The 15,895-nt window shown below is 40.9% G+C and carries 16 protein-coding genes and 1 pseudogene; 5 read left to right on the forward strand and 12 right to left on the reverse strand.

From position 1 onward, the window contains the following. Nucleotides 1-106: 106 nt before the first annotated feature. Nucleotides 107-1,402: an acyl-CoA dehydrogenase family protein gene (locus WA249_RS02850; RefSeq protein WP_336166400.1), complete on the reverse strand. Its 1,296-nt coding sequence runs from the start codon at nt 1,400-1,402 to the stop codon at nt 107-109. A 117-nt stretch (nt 1,403-1,519) separates the two neighbouring features. Further along, nucleotides 1,520-2,338, reverse strand: coding sequence for a hypothetical protein (locus WA249_RS02855; protein WP_336166401.1), 819 nt, complete (start codon nt 2,336-2,338; stop codon nt 1,520-1,522). A 647-nt stretch (nt 2,339-2,985) separates the two neighbouring features. Between WA249_RS02855 and WA249_RS02860 the strand changes: the two genes are divergently transcribed. The 5 genes from WA249_RS02860 to WA249_RS02880 all read left to right on the forward strand — a co-directional run bounded on the left by WA249_RS02860 (nt 2,986) and on the right by WA249_RS02880 (nt 8,116). Further along, the gene (locus tag WA249_RS02860; protein WP_336166402.1) at nt 2,986-4,431 is read left to right on the forward strand and encodes a cytochrome ubiquinol oxidase subunit I; all 1,446 of its coding nucleotides are present in this window, start codon (nt 2,986-2,988) and stop codon (nt 4,429-4,431) included. After that, entirely contained in the window at nt 4,424-5,431 is a 1,008-nt protein-coding gene (gene cydB, locus WA249_RS02865) for a cytochrome d ubiquinol oxidase subunit II (protein ID WP_309455528.1), read from the forward strand. Before WA249_RS02860 ends, cydB begins: the two co-directional genes overlap by 8 nt. A gap of 15 nt (nt 5,432-5,446) precedes the next feature. Further along, nucleotides 5,447-5,581, forward strand: a complete 135-nt coding sequence (locus WA249_RS02870) for a DUF2474 domain-containing protein (RefSeq protein ID WP_336166403.1) — start codon at nt 5,447-5,449, stop codon at nt 5,579-5,581. 98 nt (nt 5,582-5,679) lie between these two features. Then, nucleotides 5,680-7,080 carry an aminotransferase-like domain-containing protein gene (locus WA249_RS02875; RefSeq protein WP_336166404.1) on the forward strand — a complete coding sequence of 467 codons (1,401 nt, stop codon included), beginning with the start codon at nt 5,680-5,682 and terminating at the stop codon, nt 7,078-7,080. A gap of 118 nt (nt 7,081-7,198) precedes the next feature. Beyond that, nucleotides 7,199-8,116 (forward strand): LysR family transcriptional regulator, encoded by a 918-nt coding sequence (locus tag WA249_RS02880; RefSeq protein ID WP_336166405.1) that lies wholly within the window; start codon nt 7,199-7,201, stop codon nt 8,114-8,116. Between the two features lie 57 nt (nt 8,117-8,173). Here WA249_RS02880 and madM read toward each other — a convergent pair whose 3' ends face one another. From madM to WA249_RS02930, 10 genes and pseudogenes are all read right to left on the reverse strand, one after another. Beyond that, complete coding sequence (gene madM / locus WA249_RS02885) at nt 8,174-8,938, reverse strand: malonate transporter subunit MadM (protein WP_336166406.1); 765 nt, start codon at nt 8,936-8,938, stop codon at nt 8,174-8,176. Next, nucleotides 8,931-9,347 carry a malonate transporter subunit MadL gene (gene madL, locus WA249_RS02890; protein WP_016138482.1) on the reverse strand — a complete coding sequence of 139 codons (417 nt, stop codon included), beginning with the start codon at nt 9,345-9,347 and terminating at the stop codon, nt 8,931-8,933. The genes madM and madL overlap by 8 nt, the downstream gene beginning before the upstream one ends. A gap of 48 nt (nt 9,348-9,395) precedes the next feature. Next, the gene (mdcH, locus tag WA249_RS02895; protein ID WP_336166407.1) at nt 9,396-10,334 is read right to left on the reverse strand and encodes a malonate decarboxylase subunit epsilon; all 939 of its coding nucleotides are present in this window, start codon (nt 10,332-10,334) and stop codon (nt 9,396-9,398) included. Nucleotides 10,335-10,346: 12 nt separating this feature from the next. Then, entirely contained in the window at nt 10,347-10,955 is a 609-nt protein-coding gene (locus WA249_RS02900) for a malonate decarboxylase holo-ACP synthase (protein ID WP_336166408.1), read from the reverse strand. Beyond that, nucleotides 10,946-11,773, reverse strand: a complete 828-nt coding sequence (mdcE, locus tag WA249_RS02905) for a biotin-independent malonate decarboxylase subunit gamma (RefSeq protein ID WP_336166409.1) — start codon at nt 11,771-11,773, stop codon at nt 10,946-10,948. The genes WA249_RS02900 and mdcE overlap by 10 nt, the downstream gene beginning before the upstream one ends. Beyond that, nucleotides 11,770-12,621, reverse strand: a complete 852-nt coding sequence (locus WA249_RS02910; RefSeq protein ID WP_336166410.1) for a biotin-independent malonate decarboxylase subunit beta — start codon at nt 12,619-12,621, stop codon at nt 11,770-11,772. Before WA249_RS02910 ends, mdcE begins: the two co-directional genes overlap by 4 nt. Continuing rightward, on the reverse strand, nt 12,614-12,913 hold the full coding sequence (locus WA249_RS02915; protein WP_000448955.1) for a malonate decarboxylase subunit delta: 300 nt from the start codon (nt 12,911-12,913) through the stop codon (nt 12,614-12,616). The genes WA249_RS02910 and WA249_RS02915 overlap by 8 nt, the downstream gene beginning before the upstream one ends. Before the next feature lie 2 nt (nt 12,914-12,915). Further along, a complete protein-coding gene (locus WA249_RS02920) occupies nt 12,916-13,800 on the reverse strand; it encodes a triphosphoribosyl-dephospho-CoA synthase (RefSeq protein WP_336166411.1) in 885 nt (294 codons plus the stop codon). Beyond that, entirely contained in the window at nt 13,800-15,479 is a 1,680-nt protein-coding gene (gene mdcA, locus WA249_RS02925; protein WP_151987845.1) for a malonate decarboxylase subunit alpha, read from the reverse strand. Before mdcA ends, WA249_RS02920 begins: the two co-directional genes overlap by 1 nt. A gap of 139 nt (nt 15,480-15,618) precedes the next feature. After that, nucleotides 15,619-15,843 (reverse strand): annotated as a pseudogene (locus WA249_RS02930) (LysR substrate-binding domain-containing protein); the annotation flags it as partial. Between the last annotated feature and the right edge of the window lie 52 nt (nt 15,844-15,895).

Here is a 15,895-nt window from a genome sequence, read left to right on the forward strand (position 1 = left end):
CCCAAACAAAATATGATTTTATTCTAATAGTTTTTTATAATTTATTTAAAAAATTAAAAATAATATTAAGCTGCCAAAATAACAGCTTAATATCTAAGATCAAAAATTATTGTTTAGCAACTTCACCAATTCGCCATTGATAAGGTGGTAATGTACCGTTCACACTAAAATCCCCTACAATTCGATTCTTAAATACTCTCGGGTTGTGTGAAGATAAAGTTCGTACATTACGCCAGTATCGATCTAGGCCTAAATCTTTGTCGGTTGCAGAAGCACCTAAAGCGTCAAATAAAATTGTAGAAGCATTTAAAATTAAATCGGTAATGACTGTTTGAGACTGCGCACTTTCAAGCTCGGCAAGTGCATTTTGCTCTTCTTCAAGCTGCTCATTATTTTGAAATGCTGCCAAATAAGCACGTTGTATGCTTTGTGCCACTTTTTCAACAATAGCCCCTGCACTGTAAGCAGCTCCACGGATTTGCCCCACCACTTGTAAAATTTGCGGATCCTGTTTTACAAATTGGGCATTTGCATGCGTGTAGTTTCGGGTACGTTTTGCGACAGCTTGAGAAACATCATAGGTTGCAGCACGCCCTAAACCAGTAATGATTGCCAGTTGGACCAATTGATAATAAGCAGCTGAATATTTAAAGCGGTCATCATCAGGTAAGATTTCAGTTTCATCGACCAATACGTCATGGAAATATGCCGTACCACTTGCGGTGAGTTGCTGACCAAAGCCATTCCAGTCATCTACAATTTCAACGCCTTCATCTTCACGGCGGACAACGACCGAGCCAGATTCACCTTTTAAATCTGTTACACCAACGTCAACCCAGTCTGCATATAGACTGCCTGTGGTGTAATATTTTTGACCTTTAACGCGAATTTTTCCGTCACTATCTCGATACAAATGAGTTTCGAACTGATCAATTGACTCTTTCCCGCCTTCAGACCATGCACTACCCACCGTTTCACCATTGGCAATTCGGCTAAGCCAACGCTGTTGAAATGCTTTATCTTTACTTACCAAGACATCTTCAGTGAAACCAAAATGCACACGCAAAGCTTGCGGTAAGTTTGAGTCAGCTTCTGCAAGTTCAATGAGCAATGCAAATAATTCAGGAATAGTTGCATCAAAGCCCCCATGAGCTTTGGGAAGTCGTAAACGCGTAAAACCAATATCTTTGAGCCACTGAAGTTGTTCATAAGGCAAAATGTGCTGTTGCTCACGGATTAAAGCCCCTTCTTTAATACGGGCAAAAGTTGGTCTGAAATTTTTTGCCAATTCATCATAACGTTCTGAAGGCCCTTCACCCCACACGCGAGAAATAATTGAAGCCTGACTAAGTGCAGCATGCGTTAGTGAACCGAGATGATGCTCAAAATTTAAATTTGTCATTTATGTAAAACCAATATTGCTTTGCTTTTACCATAAAATATTTATTTCACATGAAAACGATTATTTTTTTATAACTGTATTCATTCTTTATATAACGCAAAGCAAAAGCTTACAGCACTAAGCTAGCGCTTTCTTGTTAAGACTATGCTGACTTTGCAATAAGGTTTGCATATATTCTGAATAGACAGATAATTTTTCGAAAATATGCTCTGAATAGAACATATCATCAATTAAATGCGTCATTTGAGGCGTCGTGAAGGTGTCACATAACCCGACAAGCTCTGCATTCATTTGAGCAAATTTCGTGCATAATTTTACATAAGTGTCATCTTTATTTTTAAATAATAATTTACGCATTTCCAATTCATTTATATCTTTTAAATCATCACTTTTTTGGGGGTTAATCCAATAAATTTTGACTTTTAAGAACTGCTCAAGCTCTTTCAAATGTTCTAAATCAATATCTAAATCGGTGATTAAGAAAACGGTAGAGATATCACTTCGACACAGTGCTTTAATTAAACTTAAATAAATAAACTCAACTTCATTAAGCTCTCCAAGTTCTAAATCTATATATACTTTTAAGCTTTCTAAAACTTCATCGATCTTGAAAAGTACCTTTTTTTCAGCTTGATAATATTTATTAAGAATAGAAAGCACAGGTGCTGTCGCAGGTGTTGTGTAAATGGCTGCTTTATTTAAATTGGCAAATATAAAAGGTGAAAATAGGTAAGCAACACTGCTTTGCTTTAGGTGAATATGAGATTGAATTAAATATACAGTTTGAGATTTAGAAAAGTCTTTGAGAACCTTCGCTCTTAATAAAGTTGCTTCGAAGTTAACATAGGTCTGCTCTAATTGAGCCATTATAGACGCTGGAATAGGCTGATTTTTAATAATTTTATGCAGGACATTGAGTTGAGAAGTAGTAAACATTTTTTAACATCCAAGCTATTTTAGAAGAGCTACACTTAAATCAGGTCTTTAATAACCTACGCAACAACCAGACCTCACACAAAACAACAAGGGAATAAAAAAGAAGTAATTTATCCTGCGCTTATATAAAAACCAAAGTCGCATTGATGTTGTTTAGAACAATGATTTTGGCCATTCGTAAATCTTGTTCATTTATTTTGGACTTTAGGTGAATGGATATATAGCTACAGATAATTGAAAAAAAACTATAGCACACCTCACAATTGCTCCAGACTGTTATAGTTTTATAAAAAATTTCTGTATCTACATATACAAAATTAGCGAGTGCATGATTAAGAAAGCTTCTTAAGGTAGGTAGTTTCATGAAACGATCTATGGTGCATCGTCAGATATTTCATCAATGTTTCAATGCAACATGCATTTTTACAAATGCAACATCAAGCATAAACTTTGTTAACAGATTGAGAACAATTAATCGGTCTATTCTCTTGAAATATCAAGCAATTATATTACTTCGCCCTGTTGGCATTTTACTTGCTAAGAACATTTATCACAGAAGTAAGTTCAATCGTCAGAATACTTTATTGCCTGAAAATAAGTATTTAACTCATTTAATCATCATCAGCTAGTTCACAGGGGGAAAGTTTATGAGCCTCGGTCTAACCGCTCTAGAATTAGCGCGAATACAATTTGCTTTTACAGTATCCTTCCATATTATTTTTCCGGCCACTTCCATCGGTCTTGCCTGCTTTTTAGCAGTGTTAGAATGGAAATGGTTAAGAACCCAAAACCCGATTTATAAAGATCTATTTAAATACTGGATTAAGATCTTTGCAGTTGCCTTTGGTATGGGTGTGGTCTCGGGCGTGGTCATGAGTTACCAGTTCGGTACTAACTGGAGTGAATTTTCACGCGTCGCCGGAAGTATTACGGGTCCTTTACTGACCTATGAAGTCTTGAGTGCCTTCTTCTTAGAAGCTGGCTTCTTGGGCATTATGTTGTTTGGCTGGGGACGTGTTGGTCCTCGAGCCCATTTCTTTGCGACACTTATGGTGGCCATCGGAACATGTATTTCCATGTTCTGGATTTTATCTTCAAATAGCTGGATGCAGACACCTCAAGGCTTTGCCATCGAAAATGGTATTATTGTGCCAAAAGACTGGTTTGCAATTGTCTTTAACCCATCCTTCCCTTACCGCTTTGCCCACATGGGTGCAGCAGCCTTCTTAGTTTCATCATTATTGGTAGTGGGAACCTCTGCATGGCACTTAGTGAAAGGCCGTCGTGATGAATTGGTAAAAAAATCATTCTCGATGGGTCTCTGGATGGTGCTTGTGACTTCATGTTTACAAGTAGTGATTGGCGATAACCACGGTTTGAATACTCGTGAACATCAACCTGCCAAACTTGCAGCAATGGAAGGTCACTGGGAAACCAATCACAATGAGCCTATGCCGTTATTGCTATTTGCAATTCCCGATATGAAAGAAGAACGTAACCACTTTGAAGTGGGCGTTCCATATTTGGGTAGCTTAATTTTAACGCATAGCTTAGATGGCCAAGTGACAGGCTTAAAAGATTTCGCACCGGAAGATCGTCCAAATTCAACGATTGTTTTCTGGAGCTTCCGTGTGATGGTGGGCCTTGGTGTACTCATGGTCACCCTGTCTTTCATTGCACTTTGGCTACGTAAACGCGGAAAACTCTATGAAACTTCTTGGTTCCATAAATTTGCTTTAGTGATGGGACCTTCTGGTTATGTTGCAATGCTTGCAGGTTGGGTAACCACTGAGGTTGGCCGTCAACCGTGGGTGGTGTACGGCATTATGAGAACTAAAGATGGACTTTCACATACGGTTTCTGCAGAACAAGTCGGACTGAGCCTGTTTATTTTTGTGGTGGTCTATACCATCGTTTTTGGTAGCGGTATTTACTACACCTTAAAACTGATTAATAAAGGCCCATCATTCATTGATACACCAAATGTTGAAACTGGTGGCGTAGGACACTTTAAAACACCAATGCGTCCACTTAGTGCAGTCGATGAAAATATTGACAGCAAACAAAACTCTGGGGAGAACCGTCATGATTGATCTTTCTTTAATATGGGTCGGTATTATCGGTTTAGGTGTCATGATTTATGTCGTCATGGACGGCTTCGACTTAGGAATCGGGATTATGTTCCCATTCATTAAGAACAGCCAAGAACGTGACGTGATGATGAATACCGTGGCTCCTGTCTGGGATGGTAATGAAACGTGGATGGTTCTCGGTGGTGCTGGTCTATATGCTGCCTTCCCACTGGTCTATTCAACAGTTTTATCAGCACTCTATTTACCGATCATTTTCATGGTGATTGCCCTGATTTTCCGTGGCGTTGCTTTTGAATTCCGTTTTAAAGCCCATCGCACTAAGCATCTTTGGGATTTAGCCTTTATCTGGGGTTCAATTTTAACCAGCTTTCTCCAAGGGATTATTTTAGGGGCTTATATTCAAGGGATTAAAACCGAAAATGGTATTTATGCGGGTGGATCACTTGACTGGTTATCTCCATTTACGATCTTTACAGGTATTGGCGTAGTTGCCATGTATGCCACTTTAGGATGTGGATGGCTCATCTTAAAAACTGAAAAAGGCTTGCAGCAACGTATGTATGAGCTTATGCCAAAGCTAATTATTGCATTGCTCATTATTTTTGGTGGCGTAAGTTTATATACGCCGTTGACCCATCCTGAAATTGCAGATCGCTGGTTCTCTTTACCAAATCTATTCTATTTTAGCCCTGTGCCTATTTTGGTCTTATTGTTTGTCGGCCTGATTTTATCAGCGTGTAAAAAGCAGCAACATGACCTCAAGCCATTTGTATATACATTGGCCCTCGTTTTCCTTGCATTTACAGGTTTTGTGATTAGTTTGTGGCCATATATTATTCCGCCATCAGTGACTATTTGGCAGGCAGCAGCCCCTCACTCAAGCCAGATGTTTGCTTTGGTTGGCGCGCTTATTCTGATTCCGATCATTATTGCTTACACCATTGTGTCTTACTGGGTATTTAGAGACAAAGTTCGTGTAGGTGATGAAGGCTATCACTAAATGTATGGGGGTTTTATGAAAAAGTTATCAGTCAAACTCAATCAAACCCAATGGTTTATTCTGCTATGGCTCGCTGGCTTTTTAGCTTTAGGTATTATTGCGGGTTTGTTTAAAGTCATATTGATTTATGCCGCCCCTTATTTAAAGTAAATCTATCGTTCTCAACAAATGCCGTTTGTAGATTCTGCAAACGGCATTTATTATTGATTAAGTGCATCTTTTATTTTGTCATTTTGGGCAGTCCATACATGTATAAATCTGAACAACTTGCCCATAGTATTCGCCAACTTATTGAAAGTGGCACTTTAAATGCGCATGAAAAATTACCTTCATTAAGAGACCAGGTACAACGTTCTGGTTTTAGTTTAATGACCGTCATGAATGCCTACCAAGAACTTGAATCGCAAGGCCTTATCTATTCAAAAGAAAAATCAGGTTATTTCGTTGCTGAGCAAATTACTCTTAAACCTTTAGAGCAATATTCGGTTGTTTCGCTCAATTCTAAAATTGAAATTAATTCTTTAGTTTTTAAATATCTTAAATCGATTCAACATGAATCTGTCGTACCTTTTGGCTCGGCCTTTCCCGATAGTCAGCTTTTATATGCGCCAAAGTTAATTCAGATTATGGGGCAGCTTGCGCGTCAAAAAAACAGTTATGACCAGACCACAAGCCTACCTCCGGGTAATTTAGCGTTAAGAAAACTTATTGCTCAGCGCTACTGTATGCAAGGCATACAGACCGATCCAGATGACATTGTCATTACATCTGGCGGATTAGATGCGCTTAATCTTTCTTTGCAAGCAGTTGCTCAGCCGGGCGATTATATTTTATTACAACAAAACGTATTTTATGGCGCTTGGCAGGCAGCAGAACGTTTAGGCCTAAAAGTCATTACGATTCCTGAACACCCTCAACATGGTTTTGACCTCGATGCTTTTGAACAGGTCATTCACAACTATCCGATTAAAGTATGTTGGCTCATGTTAAATAGCCACAACCCAATTGGCTTTACCGTCAGTGATGACATTAAATATAAAATTGCCAAGTTGCTTCACGAACATCAAATTTATTTGATTGAAGATGATGTCTATGAAGAGCTTTTTTATGGTGGCCAAAAACCACTTTCAATGAAGTATTTTGACCAGCAAAATTTAGTGCTTCACTGCTCGTCTTTTTCTAAAACATTAGGTGCAGGTTTTCGGGTCGGTTGGGTCTATGCGGGCAAATTTTCAGACCATATTCAGCACTTGCAGCTCATGAGTACCATTTCAGTGAATGCCCTTATTCAAAATGCATTGGTTGAGTTTTTATCTCATCATCATTATGAAAAGCACTTGCGTACTCTACGACTTTCACTCGAGCGTTATAAAAAACAGTTTTATCATTATTTAAAACAGAACCTGCCTGCTTCATGCGAATTGTACTACTACCCAAGTGGTTATTTTCTTTGGGTTAAACTCCCTAGCACACTAGACAGTATGCGAGTTTATGAAGAGTTGATCCAACAGAATATTGGCGTAGCTCCAAGCCAATTATTTAGTGTTTTACCCTCGCAGCAGCATTATTTACGAATCAACTGCTCTTTTGAATGGAACTCTAAAATTCAAGATGCATTAGATCAAATCATTAAAACCATTCAGCAATAAGATAAAGCAGGTTCATCAATCAACCCTTCGACCTAAGCACAATTTTATGGTCTTTATTTTGTGGTAACTTGATCGTTCAAATCTATAGTTTTAAGGGAAACAGGTTCAAGGTATTTATATGGAAATTGATGAAGAACTCACCCTTAAAAAAATACAGATTTTTTTAGCTTTTATGCGCTGTGGTAATTTGTCTAAAACAGCGACAGAAATGGAGCTGAGTAATGTCAGTGTTCACAAAGCACTTCACTCTTTAGAAAGCGCTTTACGTTGTCCTTTATTTAAAAATGAAGGCCGTAATTTAATTCCTTTAAAAAGTGCCTATGTGTTTGAAGAACGAGCGCAAAAAATCGTACAAGACATTTTTATTACCGTAAATAAAACCAGAGAAGCAGCTGGTTTTGCAGCCAAGGTCTTACATTTAGGTTCTCTTTATTCTTTGACGGTAAATACGATTCCAAATGTGATTAGCGGTCTTAAACTCAGACGTAGTGAGCTTGATATTCAACTTTTACTCAGCTCAAATCAGGACTTGGTAAAAAAGCTCAAAGCAACCGAGCTTGATGCAATTATTGTGGCGTTAAATGAAACGACTCAAGACGACGACTTTGAAATTTTGCCGATGTTTTCAGACGATATTTTTCTAGCAGTTAATAAAGATTCTAAATATACAGAGTTTAAAGATATTGATTTAAGTCTATTAAAAGAAGAGACTTTTTTAACTTTAACAAAGGGCTTTGCCACTCATAATGACAGCGACATCATTTTTAAAAAAGCTGGCTTTTCACCTAAAGTTGCTTTGCAAGTGAATGATATTTTCACCTTAATTAGTATGGTTAGCTCAGGCGTAGGTTTTGCCCTATTGCCCGGCCGTATTTCGGCTGTTTATGAAAGTTCAGTTAAACTTATTCCGCTAAAACAGCAATATCATATGCAACAAGAAATCGGTTTAGTCTTTTTAAAAAGTAAAGAACGCGATCCTAATTTACTCGCACTGATTGCCGAGTGTCGTATGTTTGCTTCTAATTTTAAAAGATAAAAATAAGGGCCGTTGTTTGATTAATAACAGCCCTTCTGCTTGAACATTAAATACTTATCAGCCTACCAAAGCTTTAACCGCAAAGAATAAAACGGTTGGTCCCATTAAGCAGCCAAGACCTGTATGGAACGTTGCCGTGAGAGCACCGTAAGGCACTAAACGGCGATCTGTAGCTGCCAAACCTGCTGATACACCACTTACAGTTCCGGCCAAACCACCAAAAATCATGGCAGAACGTGGATTGTCGAGTCCCATAAATTTTGCAGTCAGCGGTGTTGAAACCATTACACAAATTGCTTTCACCAGACCTGTTGCAATTGAGAGTGCCATGACCTCAGAACTCGCACCAATAGCAGCACCTGTCACTGGCCCCACAATGTAGGTCACTGCACCTGCGCCAATTGTGGTAATACTGACTGCATCACGATAGCCAAAAATCCATGCAAACATACAACCAACAATAAACGGCAAAATGGTTCCGAGAAATAAAGAGAATGCGCCAATAAATCCAGCTTTTTTCGCTTCAGTGGCTTGCACCTCAAATGCCGTTGCGACAATGGTAAAGTCACGAAGCATTGCACCGCCCATGAGTCCGACACCCGTAAAGAGCGCAAGATCAGTTATGCCTTTTTCACCACCTGTCATTTTTCCGCCAAACCATGCCAAGATTAAACCAATCACAATTGCAATGGCTGAAGCATGTACTCGTCCCTTGGTTAAATATTTAGATAGCTTGGTCGACAACCACATAATTAAAGCAATTAAGGCAAAAGCTGTAATTAAACCTAAATGGGTTAAGTCCTTTAATAATAAATCAACCATGAACTTTGCCTCCAATGCTGTTTAATGTGGTGTCTTCTTCCTTGGGTAAAGGGCTTGCTTTGTTATAACGACTTAAACCTGCAATGGTAAATGTACAAACAACAACCGAAACTACCGCCGCAAAGAGTGCCATATGCCCACTAGATAATGCTGTAACCACATTTTGTTGTGCTGCCATGGCAACAACAACAGGAATATACATGGTGCCCCAGAATGAAACGCCTTTTTCAGTTTCAACTGTCATTACGCCACGTTTTTCCATCCATAACCGTATGCAAATGAGTAAAATCATGGCGATACCCACGCCACCAACATTAGACTTTACGCCCAATAAAATACCCAGTAGATCGCCAACAATCACACCGACCAAGGTGCAAAGTGCGAGTAAACCAACTCCATATATAATCATGACAATCCCTCATATCCTTGGATCATTTATACTTTTGTAAAATCAGATTCAAACAGAAAAACAATTGGCCTGTTCTTTTTGCATTGCCATCTGAATGCTGTCTATGCGTGTCCCTTGAAGTGACAACACGGTTCCTTCCTTAAATGTTCGACGTGCAAGTGTAGTGAGCACCGTTCCTGGCAAAGCCTCAACCTGTAACCTGACACCTCGCTCCCATGCAGCTTGGATGGTACTTTCCCAATCTACAGTCCGACTCATATTAAAAGCCAAGTCATCACCAATTTGCTCTGCCTTGCCTAAAGTACGTGCCGATGTACCGCTTAAATAACGAATTTTAGGCTGCTCTAAAGTAAGTCCCTCCATAGACGCTGCAAGTTGCTTTGCTTGCTGACTTAATAATTCACAGTGCGACGGCACCGATACATCTAATTTTTTTGCCACTACGCCTTGTTGCCTTGCCAAAACAGCAACTTGGTTCATGGCTTCAAAGCTTCCTGAAATAACGATCTGGTTATATGTATTAATATTTGCGACAAACACCTCTGGCGTGATTTCATAAATCTGTTTCACCCATGCTTCTACGGCTGTACGGTCTGTGCCAATCAGGGCCGTCATACCATATCCAGTTGGATATGCTTTTTGCATGAGTTCACCTCGATAGGCAACTAAACGGATAGCATCTTCATAGGCTAAAACTCCTGCTACAACCGCAGCCGACCATGCACCAATTGATAAGCCCGCAACATAATCAGGTGTTAAGTTTTCAGCGGTTAATAGTGCTGAACTCACCACACCTGAAATAAGTAAACAAAGCTGTACTGAACGTGTCGATTGCAATGCAGCCGGACTATCCAACATCAAGACATCTTCTTTGAGTGCATTCGATGCACGCTCAAGATATTCTTTGACCAGAGTGCTTTGTGGTAGGTCGTGCAACATATTGCATCGATGCACACCTTGTCCCGGATATACCCAAATCGAAGCCATGATATTTATTCCCTAATTCCATGGGTTTTCTACTAAAACAGCACCGTCAGGACGTTTTAATAGAACTTTTCCACTGTTCCCAGCCCATTCTTTTAACGCCAAACCACCTTGTGGTAGTTGCAGCTGTATATCCACATTGAGCCCTGCTTGCTGAAAATTTTCGAGTAGCTCAATCGCCTGCTTTTTGGCAAAAGGTTGTTCGGCTCGAATCAATAAATCTATGTCACTTTGTTGGGTTACTGTTTTAATGCCCGTTGCCAGCTCAAACCCGAAACTTCCTGTATATCCCCAATATCCTGAAAAGTTTTTCATAATGCTGGAAATACTCTGTAAACGTTCTGCCAAGTGCTCAAACTGTTGCTTATCTACGTGAGTCAGCGCTTCTGGCTTAAGCTGTTTGCTAATTGCAGATCGTGGCATTTGAGCTGCATAGCGTTGATGACGAAATTGCCCTCTTACACCCACAGCCACCTGATTTACGGGAGTAATTGCCCGTCGAACCACAACAGGATCGCCTCGAAGCAAAATCTCTTTCACCCAAGGTGGAGCATCATCAGCCAAGTAATCGACCGTCATGCCCCACAACAAATCATGGGCTTCGAGCTTAAGTTTCATGACCATTGCTCACGCAATAATTCACGGACCTTTTTAGACATTTGACGGTTTTGGCCGTGAAGTCTTTGTTCCAATCCTCTCGATTGATCAACATTAATTTCTTTAAACGCTTGAGCAACCACCTGCTTCGCTAACAACAGATCATGGTTTGTCGGTTGTTCAGGGTTTTCAACCGATAAAAGTTCTGATAACAAACCAAGCGTTGCATAACTTTCGATGTCATAAGCCATTGGAGGAATGCTTGAGGCCAATTGTTCTAATTCATCAACCGACCGTTGGGTCACACGTGCAGCAGATTCTTTACCCATTGCATGCACCATAACACCTGAATCTTTTAAGGCAATAATACGATTGGCTTGGTAACCATGCGCTAAGAAAGCACCCGACATCGACTTACCAACCAATAAACTGACAATAGGATGACCTGCCAATCTGGCTCTGGCATAGCTGTCTACTGCACCCGCTAAAGCTTGGTGAATACCCAATAATTCTTCACGACGTCCATAGGCCTGACTTGGCACATCAACCAAACATAAAATGCCGCGTTTAGTTTCTGAATGAAGATCGGCTTGAATCACGTCATCAACCGCTTTTGCCAAGCTCCAGCCTTCTAGCAGTCCAACTTCACCTTGTTTTGCCCGCGGGAACAGATTATTGCTGTCTTGGACAACTGCAATCACACGTACCGCTTGCTGATCAATCTGACCATCAGCCACCCAAACCGAAGCTGGAAAACCTTCAACTGTCTTAAAGCCCTGCGTTAGTGCTTTAAACCAATGTGCACCACGAGTAGATGCTTTTAACGTATCGACGGCGATATTCATGCTTGCTCTCCTTGATACAAAGCTTGAACCTGTGCTGGGGTAATCTGCTCAGCAGTATCGACTTGTTGTAGCTTCGCCAAATAAAATGAGTAGTTTGAACTACGATGCTGCTGAGGCACGCCTTGAGTTAAATAATCGATGACTTGCTGACGAATTTTCTGACGATCATCGTCAACAAAAGCATCTGCCAAACCACTAGCGAAACGCTGATTACCACCAGTAATACTCCATATAAATGGACGATCTTTGGCGTTATATTCTTGAACACCAGCTTCTTGTTCAATCACTTGCGGGCCATTTAAGCCTAAACGTCCTTCTTGTGTCATTACAATATAGCTACATAGACCACCTGCAATTGACATACCGCCAAAGCACCCTACACTGCCTGCGACCACTGCAATCACGGGTTGATACTGACGTAAGTTAACAATTGCAGCCTGAATCTCGGCAATTGCAGCCAACCCCAGATTTGCTTCTTGTAAGCGAACGCCGCCCGTTTCCAACAGTAAAATTGCCGCTGTTGGAATACCTTTTAGATTGTCTTCAACTGCAAGTTCTAAGGCACCCGCAATTTTGGCACCGCCCACCTCACCTAAACTTCCGCCTTGAAATAAACCTTCAATAGAAATTAGAACCACTGGGCGTTCTTGAATAGATCCTTTTGCAATCACTACACCATCATCTGCTTGCGGCACAATATTTTGCTGAGCCAACCAAGGCGACATAACACGTGCAAATGGGTCGAGCAACTCTCGAAAAGTCCCTTCATCTAATAGCGCTTTGGCACGCTCTCTTGCGCTGAGTTCAATAAAATCTTGTTTATTTAACAAACTCTGAATATCAGTCATGAGCAATCTCCTCCAATGCTTGTTCTAGACGTAAGCGAACGACACCGGGAGTTGCACCAAAGTCATGAATATCAATATTGACCGCTGGCGGTATTTGCGCAGTAAAAATCCGTTCAAAAAGATTGTGCCAACGTGCTGCACTGCCATCTACCGAAGTCACCACGTGAATAGAAGCTTTTCCTGTTTCACCAGGTTCCATCAAAATTTCTAAATCACCCGAGCCAACACATCCTACTAGTGCTTTTTTTACAGGTGGCTCTGTGGCCACAAATTCAAAATGAAGTGTTTCCATAATCAAAATCCCTTTTTATTTTTCACAGATGACTGCTCAGCATGATCTATAAACAAGGTTGCTGCCAACAAATCTGCGGCACCACCAGCAGAAGCCTTCATCCGAAGCAGATCAATCTCTAAAAGATGTAAAGCACGTCGACCTTCCAAGCTTGAGCTGCCGCCCAAATCCAGTACTTGCTGAGCACCTTGTTGCATACGCTTTAAGCCATTTGTTCCAGATCGATAAAGCACGCAGGTATCGGTCAGGTCAGTCATCATCGCAAGTAAGGCATCTAAACGAGCGAACTCTTCTTTCATTGGTTTACTACGACTTTGGTAAAGCTGCTTTAAACCAAAATTCACAATAGTTGGAAAACCTTGTTGAGCCTGTTCTTTGGCACCTAAGATGCCTAATTTCTTTTGTACTTGCTGACCATGACTCAAGGCCTGCTTTGGAATAAAACGATCTTCAAGCTGAGTAATCTGACCTGCTAACTGGCATAGTTCAACAGCCGATAAATATTGTTGATTGGTGCGTGCCAATGCTGCTGCCGTAACCATTAAACCTAAGGCCCAAATTGCACCGCGGTGTGTGTTAACACCATCTGTTGCCAACATCATGGTCTTTTCACCTTGGCGGCCAATTTCACCAATGTCTTCACGCAAGGCCAAACAGACTTTTCTGTGATGCTTTGCAGCTTGGGCCATTGCCTCAAACATAGGTCCTAAACTTTTCGCAGAGCGCTCCATTAACTCCAAAGTCAGGTCATCATGTGCACCACTGCCACGGCGATCAACCAAGGCTGGTTTCGGTGTCAGATTAACTTCATCAATTAACGCTTCAACCGCTAAACTTGCCAAAAGCTGACTAGTGCTAAGTGTTTGATATTGAATTTGAGCCATCATTACCAACTCCTGAATTTTGCAGGGGGTTGATATAAACCATCTGACCATGTCACCAAGTCGGCAATATTTTTCGCGGCTAAAAGCTCACGTGTTGCATCGGTGCGGCGAATACCTAAATCTTCAGGGAATACCACCAAGCCTTCGCTTCTTAAACGTGCTGTTGTTTTAGGGTCTTGAGTTAAACCAATACTGGTCACGCCTGCCACCGCAGCAATCATGGCTTGACGTTCTTCTTGGCTGCTTGCTTTATATAGATAAGCAATGCCTTCTTCGGTGAGTAAATGGGTCACATCATCACCATAAATCATGATCGGGGCTAAAGGTAAACCAGCCGTTTTAGCAACATCAATCGCATCAAGACGCTCTACAAAAGTCGGCTTACCGCCCTCTTGGAAAGTTTCCACCATTTGCACAACGAGTTTTTTACCACGTGCCAAATAGGTTTCAGTTTCATTGGCGCCTTGCAAACGCATATCTAGCCATGCTGGCGTATCGTGACGACGGCCACGCGGATCATGCCCCATGTTTGGTGCACCACCGAAACCAGCTAAACGACCTTTGGTAACAGTCGAAGAATGGCCCATGCCATCAACTTGCAAAGTTGCACCGATAAATAGATCAACGGCGTACTGACCGGCAAGCTGACACATCATACGGTTGGAACGTAAAGCACCATCACGACCTGTAAAGAAAACATCAGGCCGAGCAGCAACATATTTTTCCATACCAAGTTCGGTACCAAAACAATGCACGCTTTCAACCCAACCTGTTTCAATCGCTGGAATTAAGGTTGGATGCGGATTTAGTGTCCAGTTTCGGCAAATTTTTCCTTTTAAACCTAGAGACTCGCCATAGGTCGGTAAAATCAGTTCAATTGCCGCAGTGTTAAAACCAATCCCATGGTTTAACGATTGCACATTATGCTTTTCATAAATTCCGCGAATTGCCATCATCGCCATGAGTATATGCACAGGCTTAATATGTTTTGGGTCACGGGTAAATAATGGTTCGATATAAAATGGCTGATCTGCGACCACCACATAATCCACCCAAGAAGCAGGAATATCGACACGTGGTAACTCTGAGACGTCATCGACCAGTTCATTGACCTGAACAATCACAATACCGTCACTAAAAGCCGCAGGTTCAATAAGGGCTGGAGAATCTTCGGTACTTGGCCCTGTATAGATATTGCCTTGGCGGTCTGCCATAAAACCCGCTGAGAGCACCACATTTGGAATGAGGTCGACTACCAAACGTGAATATAGCTCGATATAGGTATGAATTGCACCAATCTCTAGCAGTCCATCTTCAATTAACTGGCTAATGCGTAAACTTTGTGGGCCAGCAAAAGAAAAATCGAGCTTACGCGCAATGCCTTTTTCAAACAGATCAAGATGTTCCGAACGCCCAACACTTGGCATGATCATATGTAAATCATGCAAAACATCTGGATTGGTTTGCGCCAAAGAGCGCGATAAAAAATCTGCCTGCTTTTGGTTATTCCCTTCGAGTACAACTCTGTCACCTGGTGTAATTAAAGTTTCTAAAACTTTAATAATGTCTTGAGTTGGAATCACCACACCGTCGGTATATTGGTTTGCCATCTCTAGTTTTAATTGTTTGGCATGACGCCGCTTTGTCCATAACCGTTCTTTATTCTGAACTGATCCTTCCATGTGCTTACCTATATAGATCGCAGTTTTGTTCTGTATCTATAAAAACGCTTTATGGAATTTTGATCAATCAACCTACATCAGCGGTCATTAACCTCAGGTTAATGATTTATTTTTATGTCCGAAGAATTTATACAAAAAATCAATCAAGACAGATTTTGACTTTAGGTAAATTTGCATACTCTGGTCGGTACACTAAATAATAAGAAAGAGGTGATGAGAAATGAATTTGAGGAAATAAACGCACTAAACGTCCGGTCTGTATATCTTTTTGCGCCATGACACTACGTGCTGATGCGACACCATTTCCTTCCATTGCAGCCTGTAAAACCGCAGATGAACTGTTGATTTGCATACCACGGCTAATGAAGTTGCTGCGTAGGTTTTAATGCTAAAATTGAATAGTTCTTTGTACATTT

The sequence above is a fragment of the Acinetobacter sp. 161(2023) genome, from assembly GCF_037027805.1.
Taxonomy (GTDB): Bacteria; Pseudomonadota; Gammaproteobacteria; order Pseudomonadales; family Moraxellaceae; genus Acinetobacter.

What these genes read in the sequence shown, in the direction of transcription:
- WA249_RS02875 (WP_336166404.1), top strand. Translation starts at nt 5,680, where the DNA reads ATGTATAAATCTGAACAACTTGCCCATAGTATTCGCCAACTTATTGAA.
- WA249_RS02850 (WP_336166400.1), bottom strand. Translation starts at nt 1,402, where the DNA reads ATGACAAATTTAAATTTTGAGCATCATCTCGGTTCACTAACGCATGCT.
- madL (WP_016138482.1), bottom strand. Translation starts at nt 9,347, where the DNA reads ATGATTATATATGGAGTTGGTTTACTCGCACTTTGCACCTTGGTCGGT.
- mdcE (WP_336166409.1), bottom strand. Translation starts at nt 11,773, where the DNA reads ATGAATATCGCCGTCGATACGTTAAAAGCATCTACTCGTGGTGCACAT.
- WA249_RS02855 (WP_336166401.1), bottom strand. Translation starts at nt 2,338, where the DNA reads ATGTTTACTACTTCTCAACTCAATGTCCTGCATAAAATTATTAAAAAT.
- mdcA (WP_151987845.1), bottom strand. Translation starts at nt 15,479, where the DNA reads ATGGAAGGATCAGTTCAGAATAAAGAACGGTTATGGACAAAGCGGCGT.
- WA249_RS02860 (WP_336166402.1), top strand. Translation starts at nt 2,986, where the DNA reads ATGAGCCTCGGTCTAACCGCTCTAGAATTAGCGCGAATACAATTTGCT.
- WA249_RS02915 (WP_000448955.1), bottom strand. Translation starts at nt 12,913, where the DNA reads ATGGAAACACTTCATTTTGAATTTGTGGCCACAGAGCCACCTGTAAAA.
- madM (WP_336166406.1), bottom strand. Translation starts at nt 8,938, where the DNA reads ATGGTTGATTTATTATTAAAGGACTTAACCCATTTAGGTTTAATTACA.
- WA249_RS02920 (WP_336166411.1), bottom strand. Translation starts at nt 13,800, where the DNA reads ATGATGGCTCAAATTCAATATCAAACACTTAGCACTAGTCAGCTTTTG.
- WA249_RS02910 (WP_336166410.1), bottom strand. Translation starts at nt 12,621, where the DNA reads ATGACTGATATTCAGAGTTTGTTAAATAAACAAGATTTTATTGAACTC.
- mdcH (WP_336166407.1), bottom strand. Translation starts at nt 10,334, where the DNA reads ATGGCTTCGATTTGGGTATATCCGGGACAAGGTGTGCATCGATGCAAT.
- WA249_RS02900 (WP_336166408.1), bottom strand. Translation starts at nt 10,955, where the DNA reads ATGGTCATGAAACTTAAGCTCGAAGCCCATGATTTGTTGTGGGGCATG.
- WA249_RS02880 (WP_336166405.1), top strand. Translation starts at nt 7,199, where the DNA reads ATGGAAATTGATGAAGAACTCACCCTTAAAAAAATACAGATTTTTTTA.
- WA249_RS02870 (WP_336166403.1), top strand. Translation starts at nt 5,447, where the DNA reads ATGAAAAAGTTATCAGTCAAACTCAATCAAACCCAATGGTTTATTCTG.
- cydB (WP_309455528.1), top strand. Translation starts at nt 4,424, where the DNA reads ATGATTGATCTTTCTTTAATATGGGTCGGTATTATCGGTTTAGGTGTC.